At 68.0% G+C, this 18,043-nt stretch carries 17 protein-coding genes and 1 pseudogene; 7 read left to right on the top strand and 11 right to left on the bottom strand.

Annotated elements, in window-relative coordinates:
- Positions 1-17 precede the first annotated feature (17 nt).
- Positions 18-389 (bottom strand): transposase, encoded by a 372-nt coding sequence (locus ACFYX0_RS38765; protein WP_388978217.1) that lies wholly within the window; start codon positions 387-389, stop codon positions 18-20.
- Positions 390-1,099: 710 nt separating this feature from the next.
- Here ACFYX0_RS38765 and ACFYX0_RS38770 point away from each other — a divergent pair.
- Positions 1,100-1,417 (top strand): hypothetical protein, encoded by a 318-nt coding sequence (locus ACFYX0_RS38770; RefSeq protein ID WP_388978220.1) that lies wholly within the window; start codon positions 1,100-1,102, stop codon positions 1,415-1,417.
- A 113-nt stretch (positions 1,418-1,530) separates the two neighbouring features.
- Complete coding sequence (locus ACFYX0_RS38775; RefSeq protein WP_388978283.1) at positions 1,531-1,677, top strand: glutamate synthase-related protein; 147 nt, start codon at positions 1,531-1,533, stop codon at positions 1,675-1,677.
- A gap of 580 nt (positions 1,678-2,257) precedes the next feature.
- Here the strand turns inward: ACFYX0_RS38775 and ACFYX0_RS38780 are convergent.
- From ACFYX0_RS38780 to ACFYX0_RS38790, 3 genes are all read right to left on the bottom strand, one after another.
- On the bottom strand, positions 2,258-2,548 hold the full coding sequence (locus ACFYX0_RS38780; RefSeq protein ID WP_388978222.1) for a hypothetical protein: 291 nt from the start codon (positions 2,546-2,548) through the stop codon (positions 2,258-2,260).
- A gap of 290 nt (positions 2,549-2,838) precedes the next feature.
- Positions 2,839-3,633, bottom strand: coding sequence for a transposase (locus tag ACFYX0_RS38785; RefSeq protein WP_388978225.1), 795 nt, complete (start codon positions 3,631-3,633; stop codon positions 2,839-2,841).
- A 15-nt stretch (positions 3,634-3,648) separates the two neighbouring features.
- Positions 3,649-3,906 carry a transposase gene (locus tag ACFYX0_RS38790; RefSeq protein WP_388978227.1) on the bottom strand — a complete coding sequence of 86 codons (258 nt, stop codon included), beginning with the start codon at positions 3,904-3,906 and terminating at the stop codon, positions 3,649-3,651.
- A 240-nt stretch (positions 3,907-4,146) separates the two neighbouring features.
- On the opposite strand from ACFYX0_RS38790, the gene ACFYX0_RS38795 reads away from it, so the two are divergent.
- A complete protein-coding gene (locus ACFYX0_RS38795) occupies positions 4,147-4,488 on the top strand; it encodes a transposase family protein (RefSeq protein WP_388978229.1) in 342 nt (113 codons plus the stop codon).
- Positions 4,403-5,281, top strand: coding sequence for an ISAs1 family transposase (locus ACFYX0_RS38800; protein ID WP_388978231.1), 879 nt, complete (start codon positions 4,403-4,405; stop codon positions 5,279-5,281). Before ACFYX0_RS38795 ends, ACFYX0_RS38800 begins: the two co-directional genes overlap by 86 nt.
- A 106-nt stretch (positions 5,282-5,387) precedes the next feature.
- On the opposite strand, the pseudogene ACFYX0_RS38805 reads toward ACFYX0_RS38800, so the two are convergent.
- Positions 5,388-5,840 (bottom strand): annotated as a pseudogene (locus tag ACFYX0_RS38805) (transposase); the annotation flags it as partial.
- Positions 5,841-6,225: 385 nt separating this feature from the next.
- On the opposite strand from ACFYX0_RS38805, the gene ACFYX0_RS38810 reads away from it, so the two are divergent.
- The gene (locus ACFYX0_RS38810; RefSeq protein WP_388978233.1) at positions 6,226-6,501 is read left to right on the top strand and encodes a hypothetical protein; all 276 of its coding nucleotides are present in this window, start codon (positions 6,226-6,228) and stop codon (positions 6,499-6,501) included.
- 141 nt (positions 6,502-6,642) lie between these two features.
- A complete protein-coding gene (locus ACFYX0_RS38815; RefSeq protein ID WP_388978236.1) occupies positions 6,643-7,158 on the top strand; it encodes a hypothetical protein in 516 nt (171 codons plus the stop codon).
- 37 nt (positions 7,159-7,195) lie between these two features.
- Here ACFYX0_RS38815 and ACFYX0_RS38820 read toward each other — a convergent pair whose 3' ends face one another.
- Positions 7,196-7,786, bottom strand: a complete 591-nt coding sequence (locus tag ACFYX0_RS38820; RefSeq protein WP_388978239.1) for a malonic semialdehyde reductase — start codon at positions 7,784-7,786, stop codon at positions 7,196-7,198.
- Between the two features lie 468 nt (positions 7,787-8,254).
- Positions 8,255-11,107 carry an AAA family ATPase gene (locus ACFYX0_RS38825; RefSeq protein ID WP_388978241.1) on the bottom strand — a complete coding sequence of 951 codons (2,853 nt, stop codon included), beginning with the start codon at positions 11,105-11,107 and terminating at the stop codon, positions 8,255-8,257.
- Between the two features lie 158 nt (positions 11,108-11,265).
- Between ACFYX0_RS38825 and ACFYX0_RS38830 the strand changes: the two genes are divergently transcribed.
- Positions 11,266-12,801 carry a 4-hydroxyphenylacetate 3-hydroxylase family protein gene (locus tag ACFYX0_RS38830; protein ID WP_388978244.1) on the top strand — a complete coding sequence of 512 codons (1,536 nt, stop codon included), beginning with the start codon at positions 11,266-11,268 and terminating at the stop codon, positions 12,799-12,801.
- 19 nt (positions 12,802-12,820) lie between these two features.
- Here the strand turns inward: ACFYX0_RS38830 and ACFYX0_RS38835 are convergent, their stop codons facing one another.
- The 4 genes from ACFYX0_RS38835 to ACFYX0_RS38850 all read right to left on the bottom strand — a co-directional run bounded on the left by ACFYX0_RS38835 (position 12,821) and on the right by ACFYX0_RS38850 (position 17,765).
- Positions 12,821-15,040 (bottom strand): LuxR C-terminal-related transcriptional regulator, encoded by a 2,220-nt coding sequence (locus ACFYX0_RS38835; RefSeq protein WP_388978246.1) that lies wholly within the window; start codon positions 15,038-15,040, stop codon positions 12,821-12,823.
- Between the two features lie 134 nt (positions 15,041-15,174).
- Positions 15,175-15,663 carry a flavin reductase family protein gene (locus ACFYX0_RS38840; protein WP_234518359.1) on the bottom strand — a complete coding sequence of 163 codons (489 nt, stop codon included), beginning with the start codon at positions 15,661-15,663 and terminating at the stop codon, positions 15,175-15,177.
- A gap of 106 nt (positions 15,664-15,769) precedes the next feature.
- Positions 15,770-16,639, bottom strand: a complete 870-nt coding sequence (locus tag ACFYX0_RS38845) for a dioxygenase (RefSeq protein WP_388978248.1) — start codon at positions 16,637-16,639, stop codon at positions 15,770-15,772.
- A complete protein-coding gene (locus ACFYX0_RS38850; RefSeq protein ID WP_388978251.1) occupies positions 16,632-17,765 on the bottom strand; it encodes a maleylacetate reductase in 1,134 nt (377 codons plus the stop codon). Before ACFYX0_RS38850 ends, ACFYX0_RS38845 begins: the two co-directional genes overlap by 8 nt.
- Between the last annotated feature and the right edge of the window lie 278 nt (positions 17,766-18,043).

Raw genomic sequence — 18,043 nt, forward strand, 5'->3', positions numbered from 1 at the left:
CTGCCCCCAAGCTTCGATCAGGCCGCTGCGACGGCCCAATGGATGCGGTCTTTCACCGCCTCTCGATCAACATCGCGCCTCGTGGCGCACAGCTCCGCGGCGAAGAAAGCCGAGGCAGACCTCAATATCGCGTTTGCCCGCCGCGGTTCCTTCACCTCCCGCTCCAGCTCCGCGATCCGAGCGGCGTCACCGCTGGTGGTCCCGGGCACGACGCCCTCATCGGTCTCGGCCCGCTTGACCCAGCCGCGCAGAGCCTCGGGGTGCACGTCCAGCTGGTCGGCGATCCGCTTGATCGCACCGGCCCGACCGGCCGGATCCTTGCGGGCCTCGACCACCAGACGCGTCGCACGCTGGCGCAGTTCGTCGGGGTACTTACGGGGAGCAGCCATGATCGGCATCCTTCCGGGTCTCCGATGTCTCCATCAAACCCGGGGCGATTCATTCACTGCTGCACGTAAAAAGCAGGGGCGAATATGGCGTACGCCCAAGGCGGCCCCTCAGGAAGGCCCGGCCGAGCCTCGGGAGCGATGTCCATCAGTGCGTGCAGGCATGCTGCAGTACGAGAACAAGGCTGACACCGAGTACGAGTGCGATCACTCCCAGGACCATCACTTTCGTCTGATCGCTCATCTGCGGCTGTTCCTTCGTGCGGAGGGCTCGGTTCCTACCGGCGACTCGGAGTCCTTGACGGCCCGGACAGCGAGCCGGCCGTCGCCCGCACTGCAGGCCCGCAAGACCTGCCGGACACACCCGACATCCGCGCGGGCGAGGGGAATGTGGCTACTGGTTTTCTGCCTGGCCAGAATGGCACGGCAAGGAACTGAGGCGCATCACATGATCTGGTGATCGGTCCGACCGTTCCCTCCCCTGTCGCGAGTAACTCCTCCTTACTGGTGACCGTGCGATGGCGACGAGATACTCGACGACGCGCACAGGGTTCGCCCTGAGTCGATCTTTCTGCGGTCAAGCCCGAAAGGGACGCCCTGAAGAAGGGCGGCGGGTCGCACGCCGACCAATCACTCGATCGTGCGATGTTCCCCGCCCCTTTCCGATCCATAGTGATTCCTGTTAGCGATCGATAAAACAAGGAGAAATGACCATGGAAAAGCTCGCACATCGCATCGGGATTGTGACTGCGTCTCTTGCATTCGCCACAGGTGCCCTCTTCTCTGCCGGCGGTTCCGCGAGTGCGGCCACCTTTTCGGCGGACACGCCCACCCCCGCCCAATCAGGTGTGGTTGCGGGGACGGGAGCCACCGGCTGGAACCACGGCGGGTACGGCGGAGTCAGGAGTGAGGGCTACCGCCACCACGGGAAGCCCTCGGACGGGCACTGTGGCCGCTACGCCTACGACCGCTTCGACCGGTTCTACCCCTGGGTCTGGGACCAGCTCACGGAGCTTGGACACGTCAACTGACCCGGGGTGTCCGTCAACGCGAACCTCCCGCCCCGGCATCACAGCCCGAGCAACCGGCAGCGCCAAAAGCCGCCCAGCCCTGCACCCCTCGCCGTCGAACGCATCAAGCGCATATCTGCGACACCAACGCCTGCCCCGTCGGCCTCGCCACCCAGGACCCGCGCCGCGCCAGGGCATTGAACGTCCACGAAACATCGGCTCGGGTCCACCGCTTCCAGTCCGCCACGGCGCAAGATCATCGCTTCGCCGGCCGCATGTGAACCCGCTGATTGTGCCGGCACACGCTGCGCCGGCGCGTAGACCCGGTCACTGCCGACTCCCATGCGGAGGAGAGGGAGTCTCATCGTGGCCAGAACCTCGTCTCCGTCATTGAGGCTGGAGGAGTGCCACCCGCTTGCGGTGGGCCGCAAGCTCCTCATCGACGCAACCGCGTGCTGCGCGAACTCGACGCGGCACACCAGGGAGAAAGCCCAGCTCACGACTTGATGAAGCTGGGCACACGGTCTTGACGACTAATTGGTGAGAGCATCACCCTGCGTCATTAGATCTGTCGCGATGCCCACAAAGAGCTCCGCGTCGGGAGTGCTGACTGCGCAAGGACCGCTCACTAGATTATGCGATGCACAGCGAACACTGATGGTGTTGGTATTTAGTTCCTGATAGAAGTCGGGGGTGTTTTGCACGATGAGCGGTACTGACAGTTCCCTGAGCTCTACGTCAGCTGGGTCCCAACCTTCCTCGTCTTGTCACACGCGCATCCCGGAGTGCGCCGCCACCGATCTCGACTCTCCGAAGTATGAGGCAGGCCAAACATTCACAGATGGACTGGAGCCCTGGCTTTCAGCGTGGCTGGCAGTCGGCCAGGAGAATCACTGACAGAAAATGCCATTCCCCCATCCCCTCGTTGAAGCTGATGAGCCGACAATGAATGACACCGTCATCTGGTTGATCGGGTTCCGCTACCGAATTGCCCCCGATCGTATAATTCGGTGCTTCTACCTGGTCGACAACGCCAGGGACCAGCAACAGGCTCGGCAGATCGCCGCCGAACGGGCGGAGACACCCGCCGAACGTGGACGACGCAAGCACCTCATTCTTGACCAGGCTTGGACCGAAATACGGTGCCTGCACTGTGACTCCATCGGCAGATGGAAATTTGAGCTCGCGGAGCATTCCCGCTGAACGTCGTCCGCCACGGCCCAGCATGGCAGCGCCAAACCGGGCATGGCGCAGTAGCGGTGAGCCAGTCAGAACTGGGGAGCGTAGCCAGGGCGGCTTCAAAGTCTTTTCGATCAAGGATCTGTGCTGGTCACGGCATCATGACAATGTGGTGGTGGGCCGCCACAGGTGCAACGAAGCTCCGGTTGATGCCGGTGACCTACCAAGTCGCCTGTATCGCCCGGAGAAGCTCCTATCTCTTGTCAGGCAGCCTGCGCGAGGTCGGCCTTTGTGATGTTTGTGCAGGTCAAGACCCTGAAGACCTCGCGGGCTATGCAGCGTTTGAGGCAGCGGATGATGTCCTTCTTCTGCAGTCCCTGCGTAGTGCGTCGGGCCACGTACTCGCGGGTGCGGTGGTCGTGTTGCATACGGACGACCGCAATGCGGGAGAGGGCTGCGTTGGCTGACCTGTTGCCTCCCCGGTTCAGCCGGTGGCGGTCCCGGCGGCCGGAGGAGGCGGGCAGAGGTGCGGCGCCGCACAGATGTGCGAAGGCCGCCTCGGAGTGCAGGCGCTCGGGATTGTCGCCGACTGCCGCCAGGAGGCGTGGGGCGGTCTCGGGCCCGACGCCGTTCACGGCCAATAGCATCGGCGCGGCCTGAGCCGCCAGCGCGGTCAACTCCGCGTCGTACTCGCTGATTTCGCGCCCGAGGGCCTGGTAACGGCGGGCAAGGCGACGCAGGGTGAACTTGGTCGCGGCGGTGGGGTCGGCCAGGTCTGGTGTCGGTCGGAGCCGGGCGCACACGCTTATCAGGTCTGCTGCTGCCAGACCGCGCAGTTGACCGCGCAGGGTGTCGGGCGCGGTGACCAGAAGGCTGCGGATCTGGTTGATGGCCTGCGTGCGGGCCTTCATGGCCGAGGCGCGGGCGTTGTGCAGGACCCGCAGCCCCTCGGCGGCACCGGCGTGCGTCTTGGGGATGACGCCCGCGCGTCCGGAGGCGACTGCCTCGGCGGCGGCATAGGCGTCGATGGGATCGTACTTGCCCAACTGGCGGCGCATGCGCCGGTCAGGCCGCTAGATGTCGAATACTTGTAGGCCGGAAGCGGCCAGGACGCGTGCGAGCTGGGTGCCGTAGGACCCGGTGCTCTCGACGCCGACGGCGAGCACGGTCCCGAATGAGCGCAGCCAGGCCAGCAGGGCGCGGTAGCCGTCGTTCGTGGTGGGGAACTGAGCGTCGCCCAGGTGCCGGCCGATGGGGTCGACGGCGGCGGCGTGGTGGGTGTCGGCGTGGGTGTCCACGCCTCCGAAGACGTCCGGGCGCTGATCGGTCATGATGGAGGTGCTGTCCTTCCGGGTTGCCAGGAGGGGCAGCACACGCCGGTCGGGCGGCGGACAAAGCAGTGACGGGGGCTTCTAGCCCAAGCTCCTATCAGGTCACGAGCGCCCGATCGGCTGTGTGCATGGTGGCCCTCCGCAGCGAGTCGACAGTTCTCCGACATGACAGCCCTTGGGCGTCAGCTTCGATGTGGGTCAGACCCGGCGGAGGACCACGGCACCATCATCACTGCTTCGATGTGTCGTCAGTCTGCCACCGTGTGTCTGGTCAAGTCGCCCTCGCGTCAGCACCGCGTGATCGGCGATCTGCCGTCCCGGCTGGCGACCTTGCCCGATCCACGTGACCGGCGCGGAAGGCGTCACCCGTTCGTGAGCGTACTGCTGATGGCCTGCTCCGCGGTCATGTGCGGGGCCCGGTCCTTCGCCGCGATCGGGAGAAACGCTCCAGGACACCCTGGCCCGGCTCGGCGCCCGGAGGGTGTCGGTCTTCGCGGTGTGCATCGCGCCGAGCACCGCGACAATCCGTCGGATCGTCAACCGAGTCTGCCCCAGTGGCCTTGCCGACCTGCTGGGATGTGACCCGTCCGGTGCCGACACCCTGGCCGTGGACGGCAAGAACGCCCGCGGCTCCCGCCACGGCGACACCCCGGCTGCACACCTGCTTGCCGCCATGACCGGTGGCGGGCTGACCGTCACGCAGCTGCGCGCGCCGGACAAGACGAATGAAATCATTTGCTTCGCCAGCCTGTTGACCCCGTTCGACCTGACCGGAGTGACTGTGACGGCCGATGCCCTGCATGCCCAGCGCGGCCACGCCCGCTTCCTCGTCGAGGACAAGAAGGCGCACTACGCGCTGTGCGTGAAGAAGAACCAGCCCGGTCTCTACGAGCGGCTGCACATGCTGCCCTGGAAGGAGGTGACCGCGAAGTTCTACGACCGTACAGAGGGGCACGGCCGCAAGGAAACCCGCGTGGTGCAGGTCCTGACCGTCGATGACCTCGACTTCCCGCACGCCGCGCAGGTCGCCCGGGTCGTACGCCACCGCACCTGCCTGAAGACCGGCAGACGCAGCCGCGAGACGGTCTACGTCATCACCGACCTGACAAGCCAGGAAGCCTCCCCACAGCGGCTCGCGAAGATCATTCGCTCGCAGTGGGTGATTGAAAACCGGCTCCACTTCGTGAGAGACACTGCCTTCCGCGAGGACTCCTCCAAGGTCCACACCGAGCACGGCCCCGAGAACATGGCCACCCCGCGCAGCTTGGCGATCAACTGCCTCCGTACCGCCGGCCACCACAACATCGCCGCCGGACTCCGCGAGATGTCCTACGAGCCGTTCACCCGCCCCCTGTCTCTCCTCGGACTCTGCTGACCAGCACGGACGCACCACCGGTAAGACTTTGAAACCGCCCTGCCTCCACGCCCCCGACCCCGATCTGGTTTCGGTAGCTGTCAAGTCAAATGAAACGAATGTATGGCTATGAGTTATGTTGCTGTGGTTCGCGCCGTCGGGCGGGGTCGTTGATCCACGCATGGCGGGGGATCTTCGGCGGCACGGGGCGGCGGTTGAATCGTTCGGGATGCTGCTCGAAAGCGGCGGTGAGGGTGGCAGCCCGCTGTTCGCGGACCAGTTCGGCGGTGCCGAAGTGGACGCTGGCGGGGGTGTGGTAGCCGATCCCGGAATGCCTGTGCACGTGGTTGTAGTGCGAGATGAACGCGTCCATCCACTCCCGTGTGTGGGCGAGGGAGTCGAAACGTTCCGGATAGTCCGGCTGGTACTTCGTGGTGCGGAACTGGCTCTCGCTGAACGGGTTGTCGTTGCTGACCCGGGGCCGGGAATGGCTCCTTGTCACGCCGAGATCGAGGAGGAGCTGAGAGACCTGCTTGGAGGTCATCGAGGTGCCCCGGTCGGCGTGCACGGTGTGCGGCACGATCCCGTTGCGGTCGATCGCCTCACGGATCAACTCCTCAGCCCGCACCCGCCCACAATATCTGATCATTTCGGGGCGTCTCACCCGACGATGTCAGAGAGGGTTTCGTGTGCCACTTTTCTTCTGCAGACGACCGCCGAGCCAAGAGAACTCGAGCGATGTCAGCTCTCTGGGCAGAGTGGACCGGAAAGGAACTGAGAACATCGCACAATCTAGCTATTCATGTGACTATCAGGTCTCGACTCAAGCCCACAATACATACCTGCAGCATGACTCCAGCTGGGCAGCAGTCAATCACTAGATCATGCGATGCACTACGCACCTTCCTGATCGAAACTGGCCACGTTAGCAGTTTCTACTCTCCGGAAACCAGAGAGTGATTGTTTTGCGCACCAAGAACAAGCTCGTACGGCGTATAGCGACCGCCGCCGCACTGGCATTCGCCGGAGGCACCCTCCTCGTCGCCGGGGGTTCCGCGAACGCGGCTGCTCTTCCGGCCGACGCGCGCGTCCCTGCCCGAGCGGGTGCGGTGGCCGAGACGGGAACCGTCGGTGGGCACCACGACGGACGTCGCGGACACGTCTGGGACTGTTCAACGTACGACCGCTTCTACCCGTGGATCTGGGAGCAGCTGAAGACGTTTGGGTTGGCACGCCCGTAGTGGGTGACACCGGCATCGCCCGCGACCCGAGAGGTTCGGTGGCACACCGCGGGAATACCCGGAACGACGTATACGGCTGTGCCCATGTGGAATCCGGGAAACCTGCCGGTGTCGGAGGAAGTGCGTGAGGACGGACCGCAAGTGACCAAGGAACACACCGGCCGCCGCAGCCTCACGCCGGACCGCCGCAGGAGGCACACCGCTGAGCTGCTCGCCACATGCGCCGCCTGTCTCATACCGTGGACCGTGATGCTGGGTCTGACGCTGCCGCCGTCCCACCACGTGCACGAGTGGCGCCTGACCTGGGTCGGATTCGACGTGCTGCTCATCATGGCGTTGGCGTCCACGGCGTTCCTGGCCTGGCGCCGCAGCCGTTCGGTCATTCTGTACGCGCACGCCACAGCGGTCCTGCTGATCTGCGACACCTGGTTCGACATCTCGCTCGACCTCGGAACTGAGGACGTCTGGATGGCGGGGGGCCTTGCCCTGGCCACCGAACTGCCGCTCGCCGCCTTCCTCATCCATCGGGCACACTCCCTGATCGCCCTGCTGCCATGGCCGCCCGCGCACACCGCCATCGGCGACACCGCCGGGAGCTCGACGGAACCGGTCCCGGAGGGGGAGACCCTCCCCCCGGGCCTGCGGACGCGTGGATGACCGGAGGGGTTCCGGAGCGCAGATGCCTGGCAGTGGATCAGACGGTCGTGACCACCTGGGCGTATGTCAGGCGTGGGGAGCGCGGGAACCAGGCATTCTCGCCCGGCCTGCCGATGTTGACGACGGCGAGAACAGAATGCTCGCCATCGCTGAAGAACTCCTTGTCGATACCCTCGGCGTCGAAGCCGGTCATCGGTCCCGCGGCCAGGCCGGCCGCGCGGACGCCGATGATGAAGTAGCCGACCTGGAGGAGCGCATTGAGCCTTGCGGAACGCTCACGCACCGCACGCTCGGCGAAGAGATCCATTGCCTGCGGGAAGTGGGGGAACTGGCTGGGCAGTTCCTCGTGGAACTCGTTGTCTGCGGCGAGGACGGCGACGAGAGGGGCGGCCGCGGTCTTCTTGCGGTTCCCCTCGGACAGGTGTCCGATCAAGCGTTCACGCGCCTCGGCGGAACGAACCAGCAGGATTCGCAGCGGCTGCTGGTTCATGCTGGTGGGGCCGTACTTGATCAGTTCATAGATGGCCTTCGTCTGCTCGTCCGTCACCGGGTCGTCGGTGAAGGTGTTGGCGGTACGAGCCTCCCGGAACAGAAGGTCCTGGGCTACGGGGTCGAGTGCGAGTGACATGGTGAACCTCTTACGGTTGTACGGCTTTGGCATCTAGGTGATTCGGCGAACTGCGAAGCAGAGGAACTGGGCACTCGCAGCGAGCAGATAGACAGCCGTCGTGGTCGTCCCGACGAACCCCCACAGGAGGGGACCGGAACAGCACCGCGCGAGCAACAGGCTGGCCAGCGCAGCTAGAGCCGCCATGGGCGGAAGGCGGCCCATATCCACGTGCCGGTGCCGAATGACGCGGGCCGCGGTTGACCATCCGTCCGCGACACGGGGGAAAGTCCTGCCACGCCGGTACTCCTTCTCGAGCGCCTGGTACGCGGCCCGGTCGCTCTCCGGGCTCAGCCGTCCGCTTGTGATCGGATCGCTGACGGCGCCGTGCCTGTGGCGCCGTCGCGACCAGCATCACCCGTGCGTCAGGCGCTGGCATCGCCCATTCACGGGATCCTCGCCGCCGCGCCCCGCCGCCGCAGGCGTCGCTCAGTGCGCCCCGTCGGAGATGCCGCCCCGTTCGATCGCCAGCCGGGTCAGCTCGACGCGTGTGTTGATGCCGAGCTTGGTGAAGATGTGCTTCATATGCGTGTTGACGGTGTGCACGGACACGTAGAGCCGGTCGGCGATGGCCCGGTTGGTCAGGCCCTCCACGACGAGCGGAATGAGCTTACGCTCGGACTCGGTCAGGCTCTCCCATCCCGGTGCGCCGGTCGTGTGGTGCCGTGGGGCAGCTGTGCGCACGCCGAACTGTCTGAGGCGCCGCATGATCCGTTCGTAATCGCGCAGGGCTCCGGAAGCCGACGCCAGCTCACCCGCCTCTTCGAAGTACGGGATCGCCGACGTGGTGTCGCCCGACGCGGCCACGAGATCCCCGAGGTCCTCGCAGACCGCGGCCAGGGCCAGCCGCCTGCCGGTGCTCCGGTAACCGGTGACGGCGGACGCAAGTGCACCCCGGTCGTTGTGGAGCAGGCCGTCCACATGGGCACGGACGGTCCCGATGATCTGCTGGCTGTCGTCCTGTTCGGCGAGGGTGCGCAACGCGCCGGACACGGCCTGCGCGAGCGACAGGTCCTCGCCGCGGAGCGCCATGCGCGCGATCCCGGGCCAGTGGGACGGCGGCACCGCAAGCAGCTGTGTCGGCTCGGCGTCCGCGAAGCTGCCGCCCAGCGCCGCTGCCGCTGCGGCGTCCCGGCCCTCCGAGTCGGCCAGGCAGGCGCGCGCGAGCGACACCCACAGGCCGAACCTCTGGGTACTCGTGCCGGAAGCGGCTTCGGCGGCACGGAGCTGGTCCCTGGCTTTGGCGAGGTCACCGCGTCTGATCTCCACCAACGCCAGCACAGAGAGGGCCTGGGGATTCAGCTGGGTGATCTCAAGTTCGTCGGCCACCATCAGACTGGACTCGGCCTCCACCGCCGCGTCGTCCAGCGCCCCCTGTTCGAACAGCGCGCAGGCACGGCTCGCATGCCAGTGGGGAAGTGACCAGCCCAGGCCCAGCGCCTCCGCTTCGCGCTGCCCCTCCCGCAGCACCCGCTCGGTGTCCGCGAGCCGGTCGGTGGCGGTCAGCACCGTGGCCAGCCACAGCGCGGGAATCCGCGGCGGCCGCAGGTGGAGTACGCCGGACTCCGTGCCGGCGCGTGCCGTGGCCTCCCCGGCGAGCTCGAGGGCGCGGGCGAGACGCCCACGGTAGAAGAACGTCTGCGACTGGAACACCATGGCGCTGACGACGACGGCCGGGTCCTCGCTGCGGTAGGAGGCCTCGACCAGTCCGACGTCGGTCTGCTCGGCAGCGGTGATGTCCCCGAGGTACACGTGGCCCGTCGCCTTGGTCTTGAGCAGCCGGACCCGCAGGTCGGCCGGCAGCCCGGGAAGGGCCAGAGCCTGCTGGAGATGCGTCATCGCGGCGGCGTCGTCCCCCGCGGCCTGGTGGATCTCGGCGGCCACCAGGCGCAGACGCGCCTCCTGGAGCGGCTCGAGCCGGTCCGACAGGGTGGCGTCGACCAGGTTGAGCGCCTGGTGCACCCGGCGGGTCCGGCCGAGGTACTCGGCGGCGTCGGTCAGCAGGGCGATGCGCCGCCGGTCGTGCATGGGCAGCAGTCCGGCGATCTGCTGGGCCAGGTCCGCGGCCGCGTCAGGGGCCGACGAGGACAGTTCCCGTACCGCGGTGGTCAATGTGGTCACGGCGTCGTCGTCGACCGGTCCGCCCGACAGGACGACGTGCCAGGCCACCTCGGCCGATCGTGCCCCGATGCCACGCAGAATGTCGGCGGCCTCCCGGTGCAGAGCGGTCCGTACGGCCGGCGCCAGATTCTCGTGGACGGCCTGCCGCATGAGGTCGTGGCGGAACGCCAGTCGCGGCCCGTCGCCGGAGAGCAGACCGGCGTTCAGCGCCGCCTCGACGCCCGACAGCAGGCTGCCGGCCTGCCTGCCGAGCATGCGGGCGGCGGTACCGAGATCGAACTCCCGGCCCAGGACGGACCCGATCTGGAGCAGGCGCACGGCATCCTCCGGGAGCCGGTCCAGACGCGCGGCGACGCTCCGCCGAAAGCCGACGGGAATGCCGTCGTGCAGCAGGCTCGCCACGCCCGCCTCCACTTTGACGGCGTCCGTGTCGGCGAAGGCGCGCACCAGTTCGATCGCCAGGAACGGATTGCCCGCGACGCCTCCCAGAAGCCGGGCCAGCCCGGGTGACGGTTTGGCCCCGAGGACGTCGGCCGCGATGTGCTGCAGCTCCTGCTGCGGCAGGGGGCCGAGGGTCAGCCACCGGGCTCCGAGTCGTTCGAGGTCCTCCCGCACCCTGGCAACGGTCGGCCGCTCGGTCTCCGACCGTACCGCCAGCACCCACAGGATCCGCGAGGCCGCCAGTCTCCGGGGCAGGGTGCGCAGCACCAGGAGCGTGGCCGGATCCGCCCACTGCGCATCGTCCACCAGCACGGCCACCGGGGCGCGCTGGGCACGGTCCTCCAGAGCGTCCGTGATGCTGTCCAGCAGCCACAGCCGCTGGTCGTCGGTGGCCGCGGCCGCTCGTTCGGAACCGTCGGAGAACTGCAGGGCGGACTGCAGGGCGGCTCCGGCGGCGTACTGGTCGAGTTCGTCGGCCCGTACGGACACCACGTCGAACCCCGACCGCCGTGCCAGATCGTCCAGCTCCGCGAGCAGCCGGCTCTTGCCGACACCGGGTGCGCCTTCCACGACGACGCAGGCGCCCCGTCCGCCACGCACCGCGTCCAGGGCCTCACGGACAGCGGCCATCTCGCGGCCCCGTCCCCTGAGGCGCAGCCCGTTCATGGCCTGGTTCCCACGCCCACCGGGCCGGTCGCCCGCGGGGTCTGTGCTGCGCATGGGGCCCAGCATGCCGCACGGCCACATCCACCTCAACGCCGGTTCCCGTGTGCCCGGCGCTTTCACCCGGGTGATTGTCGGTTCCGCGCCGTCCGCTCACCCCGTCGCGACGCATGCTCCGGGGCGTCCAGATCTCTTGCCCCCGAGAGGAGCATGACGTGCGTACAGGCAAGGAATACCTGGTGGCGCTGAACGACGGCCGCACGGTGTGGGTGGGTGACGAGCTCGTCGACAACGTGGCCACGCACCCCAGGACGAGGGCGTACGCCCGGAGCATCGCCGACTTCTACGATCTGCACCACCGCCCGGACCTTGAGGACGTCATGACGTTCCTGGACGAAGAGGGTGTCCGGCGGTCCATGACATGGTTCCAGCACCGCTCCAAGGAGGATCTGCTGCGCAAGCGGCGCTACATGGAGACGGTGCAGCGGGAACTGGGCGGCGGTGCGATCCCGCGCACACCGGACGTCAACAACTACGTCCTGCTGACCTACGTCGACGACCCCGAGCCCTGGAGCAGCCAGTCCGTCGGGACCGACGGGCGGGACCTCACCGGGGGGATCCTCGACTTCTGGAACGTGATGCGGGACGGCGACCTCAACGCGACGCCGGCCTTCGTCGACCCGCAGGCGGACCGCTCGCGCGATTCCGCACAGGCCCAGTCCCCCGCGCTGCGGGTGGTCGCCACCTCGGACGAGGGCATCACCGTGCGGGGTGTGAAGGCGATCAGCACCGGCGCGGCCTTCGGGGACTGGATCCACATCGGCGTCTTCTACCGCCCCGGCATCGTGTCGGAGCAGATCATCTACGGGGCGGTGAAGCCCAACACCCCCGGGGTCACCATCATCTGCCGCGAGAGCAACGTCCGCGACGGCGAGGAGGTGGAGCACCCGCTCGCCTCGCAGGGTGACGAGTTGGACAGCATCATCGTGTTCGAGGACGTACTCATCCCCTGGAACCGCGTCTTCCACATCGGCAACCCCGAGCACGCCTCGCTGTACCCGCAGCGCGTCTTCGACTGGCTGCACTACCACTCGCTGGTGCGTGCCATGGTGAAGGCCGAGCTGATGCTCGGTCTGGCCCTGCTGATCACCCAGCACATCGGCACCTACCAACTGCCCCCCGTCCAGGCCCGGATCGCCCGGTTCGCCGGCTTCCTCCAGACGCTCAAGGCGCATGTGATCGCCTCGGAGGACGAAGGGTTCTTCACTCCCGGCGGCATCTACAAGCCGAACGTCCTGATGTTCGACTTCGGGCGGGCGTACTACATCGAGCACATCACCGACCTGACCCACGAGCTCATCGACCTGTCCGGTCGTGCCGCGCTCATCTATCCCACCGAGGGGCAGTGGGAGCGGCCCGAACTGCGGCCGTGGCTGGCGGCGCTGCAGACCGGACCGGTCGGCAGGCCGCACGACCGGCTGAAGATCAGCCGCGTGATCCGCGACATGTTCCTGTCCGACTGGGGCGACCGCATCAGCACCTTCGAGAACTTCAACGGCACACCCCTGCTGGCCATTCGAAGCCTCACGATGAAACGTGCCGAGATGTCCCCCACCGGCAGCATGGCGGACCTCGCGCGCAAGGTCTGCGGCATCGAGAGCGTGAGCAGCGACGGGGAGCAGGAGACCGCGTACCTGGCCCAGGCGGACTACGCCCGACGCCAGGACGCCTCTCGTCAGAACGCCTCGTAGCAGGATGCCGGGGCCCGGGTCAGAGCATGCCGCACTCCCGGGCCCTGGCGACCGCTGCGCTCCGGTCGTGTGCGCCGAGTTTGCGGAAGATCGCCCGTACCTGTGTCTTGACGGTGTTGTGGGACACATAGAACTCGGCGGCGATCTCACGCAGTGTCAGCGGACCGCACAGGGCGCGGAGCACCCGGCGCTCCCCGAGCGACAGCTCCTGGGGGCCGGACACGACCAGCGGCACGACGGTGTCCTCGCCGACTCGCCCGAGCAGTTTCGTCAGTGCTCCTGGTGACTCGCACCGGGCCGCTGCCCGCTCGGCCGCCGCACGGGCCTCCCCGGCGGCGGCCGTGTTGTGCTGAGCAGTGGCAAGTCGTGCCCGTGTGACGTGGTACCAGGCGTGCATCTGGGGTTCGCTGCCGGTCCCGGACGAGTCCGCCAGCGCCGCTTCCGCGTCGGCCAGGGTCCGTTCGGCCTCGTCGGCCCGTCCCTCATCGAGGAGCAGGCCGGCCCTGCCGATGTAGGCGGCCGCCGCGACGAAGTGCCGCCGCAGGCCGGCCGCCCCGGCCGCGTCCAGGGCTTCGTCGCTCAGCATGCGCGCCGGCCCATGGCGTCCGGCCAGCAGGGCGCACAGCGCCCGCAGGCCCAGCGCGCGGACGAGCGTCAGCCCGTGCCCGGCGGCATGCGCGTCACGGGTCGCCTCGCCGAGCAGCGCCTCGGCCTCCTCGTACCGCGAGGTCCACAGCAGAGCGGTACCGCGGGCCGTACAGGCCAGGGCACGCCAGGAAGTCAACGGGACGGTGCCGGCGAAGACGGTTTCGGCGAGTCGGTCGCCGGTCAGGATCTCCCCCTGGAGCCAGCAGGCCACGGCCTGGGCGACGGCTGCCGCATCAGACACCGTGCTGCCCTCGCCGACCGTCTCCGCTCCCGGCTCCCTGAGCCGGACCACGTCCAGCCAGCGCCGGGCCGTTTCCGGAGCGCCCCTCGAGAGGGCCGCCATCGCCGCCACCACGCACAGTCTTGCGTCGGCGGCGACCGTGCGGGGCGGCAAGAGCTCAAGCCATTGCGCGACCTCCCGGCTGCGGCCTGCCGAGATCGCCTGTTCCCAGTCCTGGAGTATCGACGCGACGGCGGCGGCCACGTCACCGCCCCGCACCCAGTGCCGTACGGCCGCGGTCGTCTCGCCATGCCGTGAGTACCACCGAGCCGCCGATCGGTGCAACGGTACGGCGGTCTCCGGCCCTTCGGATCCGAGGAGGTCGCAGAGCAGCGCGGACAGTGCGCGGTGACGCCGGTATGCCGAGGGATCTGCGGCGACGGGTACGAGCAGTTGGACGGTCCGTGCGAGCTCACGCAGCAGTACACCCGCCCGGTCCCCGGCGAGGGCCCGGCACGGCCCGGCGCTCAGCTCGTCGAGCACACTGGTGCGGAGCAGGAACCGGCGCTGTTCGGTGGTGAGCCGGTGGAGCACTTCGGCGGCCAGGTACTCGGTGACCGCTCGCCTGCCACGGGCCAGGCCGGCCTTCGTATCGGCGTCGTTCGACGAGCGGGCGAGGGTACGGCCCATGATGCACACTCCCGCCGCCCACCCCTCGGTGGCCTCGTACAGCGCGCTCGACGTGTCCGGGGCCGGAGCGGACCCGAGCAGATCGGTGAGCACGGCGTGCGCCTCCTCGGGGGTGAAGGCCAGGTCGTGCTGGTCGAGTTCAGCGACCGCGCCCCGAACGTGCAGGATCGGTACGGGTCCACCCGGTACGTGACGGGTCGACAGAACGACGCGAAAGCCCTGCGGAAGCCTTGTGAGGAAATCCGAAAGGCTGCGGACCGCGTCGATATCCGTGATCGATTCCACTCCGTCGAGGATCAGCGCGAGCGGTCCCTGTCCGTCCAGTCCGCTCACGAGGCTCGGCAGGATCTCCTCGAGCCACGCGTCGAGTGTCCACTCGCCGCTGTGGGGGCGGACGGGCAGTTCCGGCCGTACGTGCTGCAACGCCCGCAGGATGCCGGCCCAGAGCCGGCCCGGGGCGTTGTCGTACGCGTCCAGGCTGAGCCAGGCGCACGCTCCACGAGTTGCGAGGCTTCGCGACCACTCGGTCAGGAGCACCGTCTTTCCGGCACCGGCGGGCGCGGAGACCACCACCACGGGCTCGGTCGACGCGTCCAGCCGGCGCAGCAGCCGGGGGCGGGTCAGCTGGTGCGGGGGCTGGTCCCCAGGACGCAGCTTGAAGGTCGGCACGGAACTGGTCATGGCACCTTCGGTGGAGTCGTCGGGACTGGTGGAGCCCCCGGCGTCCGTGGCTCGCCTGCAGGAGCCGGACGCCGGGGGCCGTAGTGGTCCGGGTCAGGGGTACGGCAGCCTCCGTCGCGCCGCTTTCACCAGCGCTAGCAGGGGGGCCTGAGCGTGCCGAAGTCTCCGCCGAAGTGGAGCAGCGGCCGGCCTTCCACCCGGTGTTCGAAGTGGCGGACGTCGCCCACGAAGATGGTGTGATCGCCGCCGGGCAGTGCCGCGGCGACGTCGCACACGACAGCCGCGATGGCGTCCTTCAGCACCGGCACGCCGTGGTCGTCGATGATCTCCACACCCGCGAACTTGTCCGGCTTCGAAACGGCGAAGTTCCGCGCGAGGTGCTCGCTGTCCTCGCCGAGGACGTTGACGGCGAAGCGACCGTGCTCCGCGATCGCGGTTCGCGTGTACAGCTGGTTGCCGATACACACGATCAGTTGGAGCGGCTCGAGGGACAGCGCGGAGACGGCGCTCGCCGTCATGCCTATGGCCGTGCTGCCCGAGCGTGTGGTGATCACGCTGACGCCTGTGGCGAGTCGGCTCATCGTGGCGCGGAAGCCGAAGACCTTGTCGAGGGTTTCACTCATCTGAGGACCTCCGTGAATGCGGGGCCGAACCCCGCGGTGTGATGGAGTGTTCGGCGTCGGCCGTCCTAGTGGATGACCGGCTCTCGTCGTGGTGGCGCTGTGGGGATCAGTCCGTGACGAGGGGTTCGAGGACGAAGGTGTGGCGCAGCAGGGTGTACGGGACCTCGGTCGTTCCCCGGTAGGGCCCGGAGTCGGCCGCGTACGTGTCGTAGCGCTCGATCAGCGACTGCCTGACGCCGAACACCGGATCGGTGTCCAGGTACGGGTCGTCCGAGAGGAAGAGCATGGTGGTCACGCGCTGGAATCCCGAAGCCTCGATCAGCAGGTGCACATGGGCGGGACGCATGAGCGACCTGCTGGTCGCGCTCATGAGTTCGCCGACCGGGCCGTCACCGGGGATCGGGTAGCTGGACGGGCGAATGGAACGGAAGCCGAAGTGCCCTGTCCCGTCGGTACGGAACAGCGCGCGCATGGCCGGCTCGTCCAAGCCGGGTACCTCCATGTCGTAGTGGCCGTCCGAGTCGCTGTGCCAGACGTCCACCGCCGCATCTGCGACCGGCGCTCCCTCGTGGTCCACGACCCGTCCCTCGAAGAACAGCGGGGTACCGGGCAGACCTCCGGAGATGTCGGCGGCGTCGGCCTGCTGCGGCCGGTCCTCCCTGAAGTACGGGCCCAGCACGCTGTTCTGCGTGGCCTGGCTGGGGCGTCGGTTGGTCAGGGCGTCGACCAGCATGGTGACGCCGAGCACGTCGGACAGCAGGATGAACTCCTGACGCGTCGGGGTGCACGTCTGCCCGGTGCGCGTCAGGAAGTCGACTCCCCGGGCCCATTCGTCCTGCGTCAGTTCGACGTCGCGGACGAAGGCGTGCAGGTGCCGCACCAGTGATTCCAGGATCTCGGCGACGCGGGAGTCCTTGGTGTTCCGCATGGTCGAGATCACGGCCTCGGTGATGGTGTCGCTGGTCAGATCACGCATGACGCGCTCCCGTGGTGGTTGGGTGGTGGGTCGCGGACATGGTCCGGGGATGTCCGTCGCCGGGTGATGTGCACGGCTGCTGCCCTGCCCAGGCGCGGGCCAGGAGGGCGCGTACCGCCGTCCGTTCGACCGGTCGCGGGTTCCAGTAGCCGTCCCGCACGATGAGTTCGGCCGCCTGCTCGATGCCCGATTCCGGCATGCCGAGGTCCCGCAGTGCCCGGGGGACGCCGAGCCTTCCCGCGAAGTCGAAGAGACCGCTAGCGGCATCAACCGCCGACAGCGCCTTCGCGATGCGTGCCATGGCCTCGGGCGCCGCCGGTGCGTTGTAGGCGACCACGTGCGGCAGGACGACAGCGTGGGTTTCGGCGTGCGGAAGCCCGAACGTGCCGCCCAGCACATGGCACACCTTGTGATGCAGGGCCATGCCGACCGTGCCGAGGCACGTGCCCGCCAGCCACGCCCCGTACAGGGCATCGGCCCGCGCCTCGCCGTCGTCCGGACGTTGTGCGACGACCGGGAGGGAGCGGATGAGGGATTCGAGCGCTTCACCGGCCATCAGGAAGGCGAGCGGGTCCCGGTCCTGTGCGTAGAGGGCCTCCACCGCGTGCGCCATCGCGTTGATGCCGCTGACCACCGATGCCGCCGCGGGAAACGTGAACGTCAGGTCGACGTCGTACACCACGGTCTTCGGCAGCACTTCCGGCAGCCGGCGGGTCGTCTTCCGGCGCCCTTCGGTCTCTCCGAGGATCGGCGTCATCTCCGAGCCGGCGTACGTGGTGGGCAACGCCAGCTGTGGCAGCCCGGTCCGCAGAGCGATCGCCTTGCCGAGGCCGATCGTCGAGCCACCGCCGATGGCGAGCACCGAGTCCGCTCCCACGGTCCTGGCATATGCGACCGCCTTCTCCGTGACCTCGACGGGGGTGTGCGGAGCCGCTTCCGTGAAAGTTCCCACCGCCGCCGTACCCAGTACGTCGTGTACCTCCACTGCCTGGCCCGCTTGACCAGGTGTGCACAGGATGAGCACCCGACGGCATCCGAGGCCATCAGCCTCTTCAGGAATACGGCTGCGCGTACCGCTGCCGAAGACCACCTTGGTGATCTGTCCCCGATGCACGAATGTCTTCATGAGAATTCCCCAGTCCCGCCGTCTGCTTGGAACCAAGACTTTCGATGCCTGAATGACGGGGGTCAACGTAATCCGCGAGGGATAACGGGCGCCGGCGTTGAAATACCTTGTTCGTGCGACAGGCTCCGCGCCCGGGGCCTCCGGCTCTCGACGGACATCACTCGTCTGCGCGATGCGGTGGGTGTCCAGGGGCTGGATCGTGGATCCGGACCTCTGTCAGGCGGATACGCCGGTCGAGGTCACCGGAACGGCGTCCGACCGGTCCGCATTCACGAGCG

This window comes from Streptomyces sp. NPDC002573, from assembly GCF_042889625.1.
In the GTDB taxonomy this organism is placed as follows: domain Bacteria; phylum Actinomycetota; class Actinomycetes; order Streptomycetales; family Streptomycetaceae; genus Streptomyces; species Streptomyces gibsoniae.

Excerpts from the sequence above, each read along its gene's own strand:
- ACFYX0_RS38765 (WP_388978217.1), bottom strand. The coding sequence starts at position 389 with ATGGCTGCTCCCCGTAAGTACCCCGACGAACTGCGCCAGCGTGCGACG.
- ACFYX0_RS38770 (WP_388978220.1), top strand. The coding sequence starts at position 1,100 with ATGGAAAAGCTCGCACATCGCATCGGGATTGTGACTGCGTCTCTTGCA.
- ACFYX0_RS38785 (WP_388978225.1), bottom strand. The coding sequence starts at position 3,633 with ATGCGCCGCCAGTTGGGCAAGTACGATCCCATCGACGCCTATGCCGCC.
- ACFYX0_RS38790 (WP_388978227.1), bottom strand. The coding sequence starts at position 3,906 with ATGACCGATCAGCGCCCGGACGTCTTCGGAGGCGTGGACACCCACGCC.
- ACFYX0_RS38795 (WP_388978229.1), top strand. The coding sequence starts at position 4,147 with ATGTGTCGTCAGTCTGCCACCGTGTGTCTGGTCAAGTCGCCCTCGCGT.
- ACFYX0_RS38820 (WP_388978239.1), bottom strand. The coding sequence starts at position 7,786 with ATGTCACTCGCACTCGACCCCGTAGCCCAGGACCTTCTGTTCCGGGAG.
- ACFYX0_RS38825 (WP_388978241.1), bottom strand. The coding sequence starts at position 11,107 with ATGCGCAGCACAGACCCCGCGGGCGACCGGCCCGGTGGGCGTGGGAAC.
- ACFYX0_RS38835 (WP_388978246.1), bottom strand. The coding sequence starts at position 15,040 with ATGACCAGTTCCGTGCCGACCTTCAAGCTGCGTCCTGGGGACCAGCCC.
- ACFYX0_RS38840 (WP_234518359.1), bottom strand. The coding sequence starts at position 15,663 with ATGAGTGAAACCCTCGACAAGGTCTTCGGCTTCCGCGCCACGATGAGC.
- ACFYX0_RS38845 (WP_388978248.1), bottom strand. The coding sequence starts at position 16,639 with ATGCGTGATCTGACCAGCGACACCATCACCGAGGCCGTGATCTCGACC.
- ACFYX0_RS38850 (WP_388978251.1), bottom strand. The coding sequence starts at position 17,765 with ATGAAGACATTCGTGCATCGGGGACAGATCACCAAGGTGGTCTTCGGC.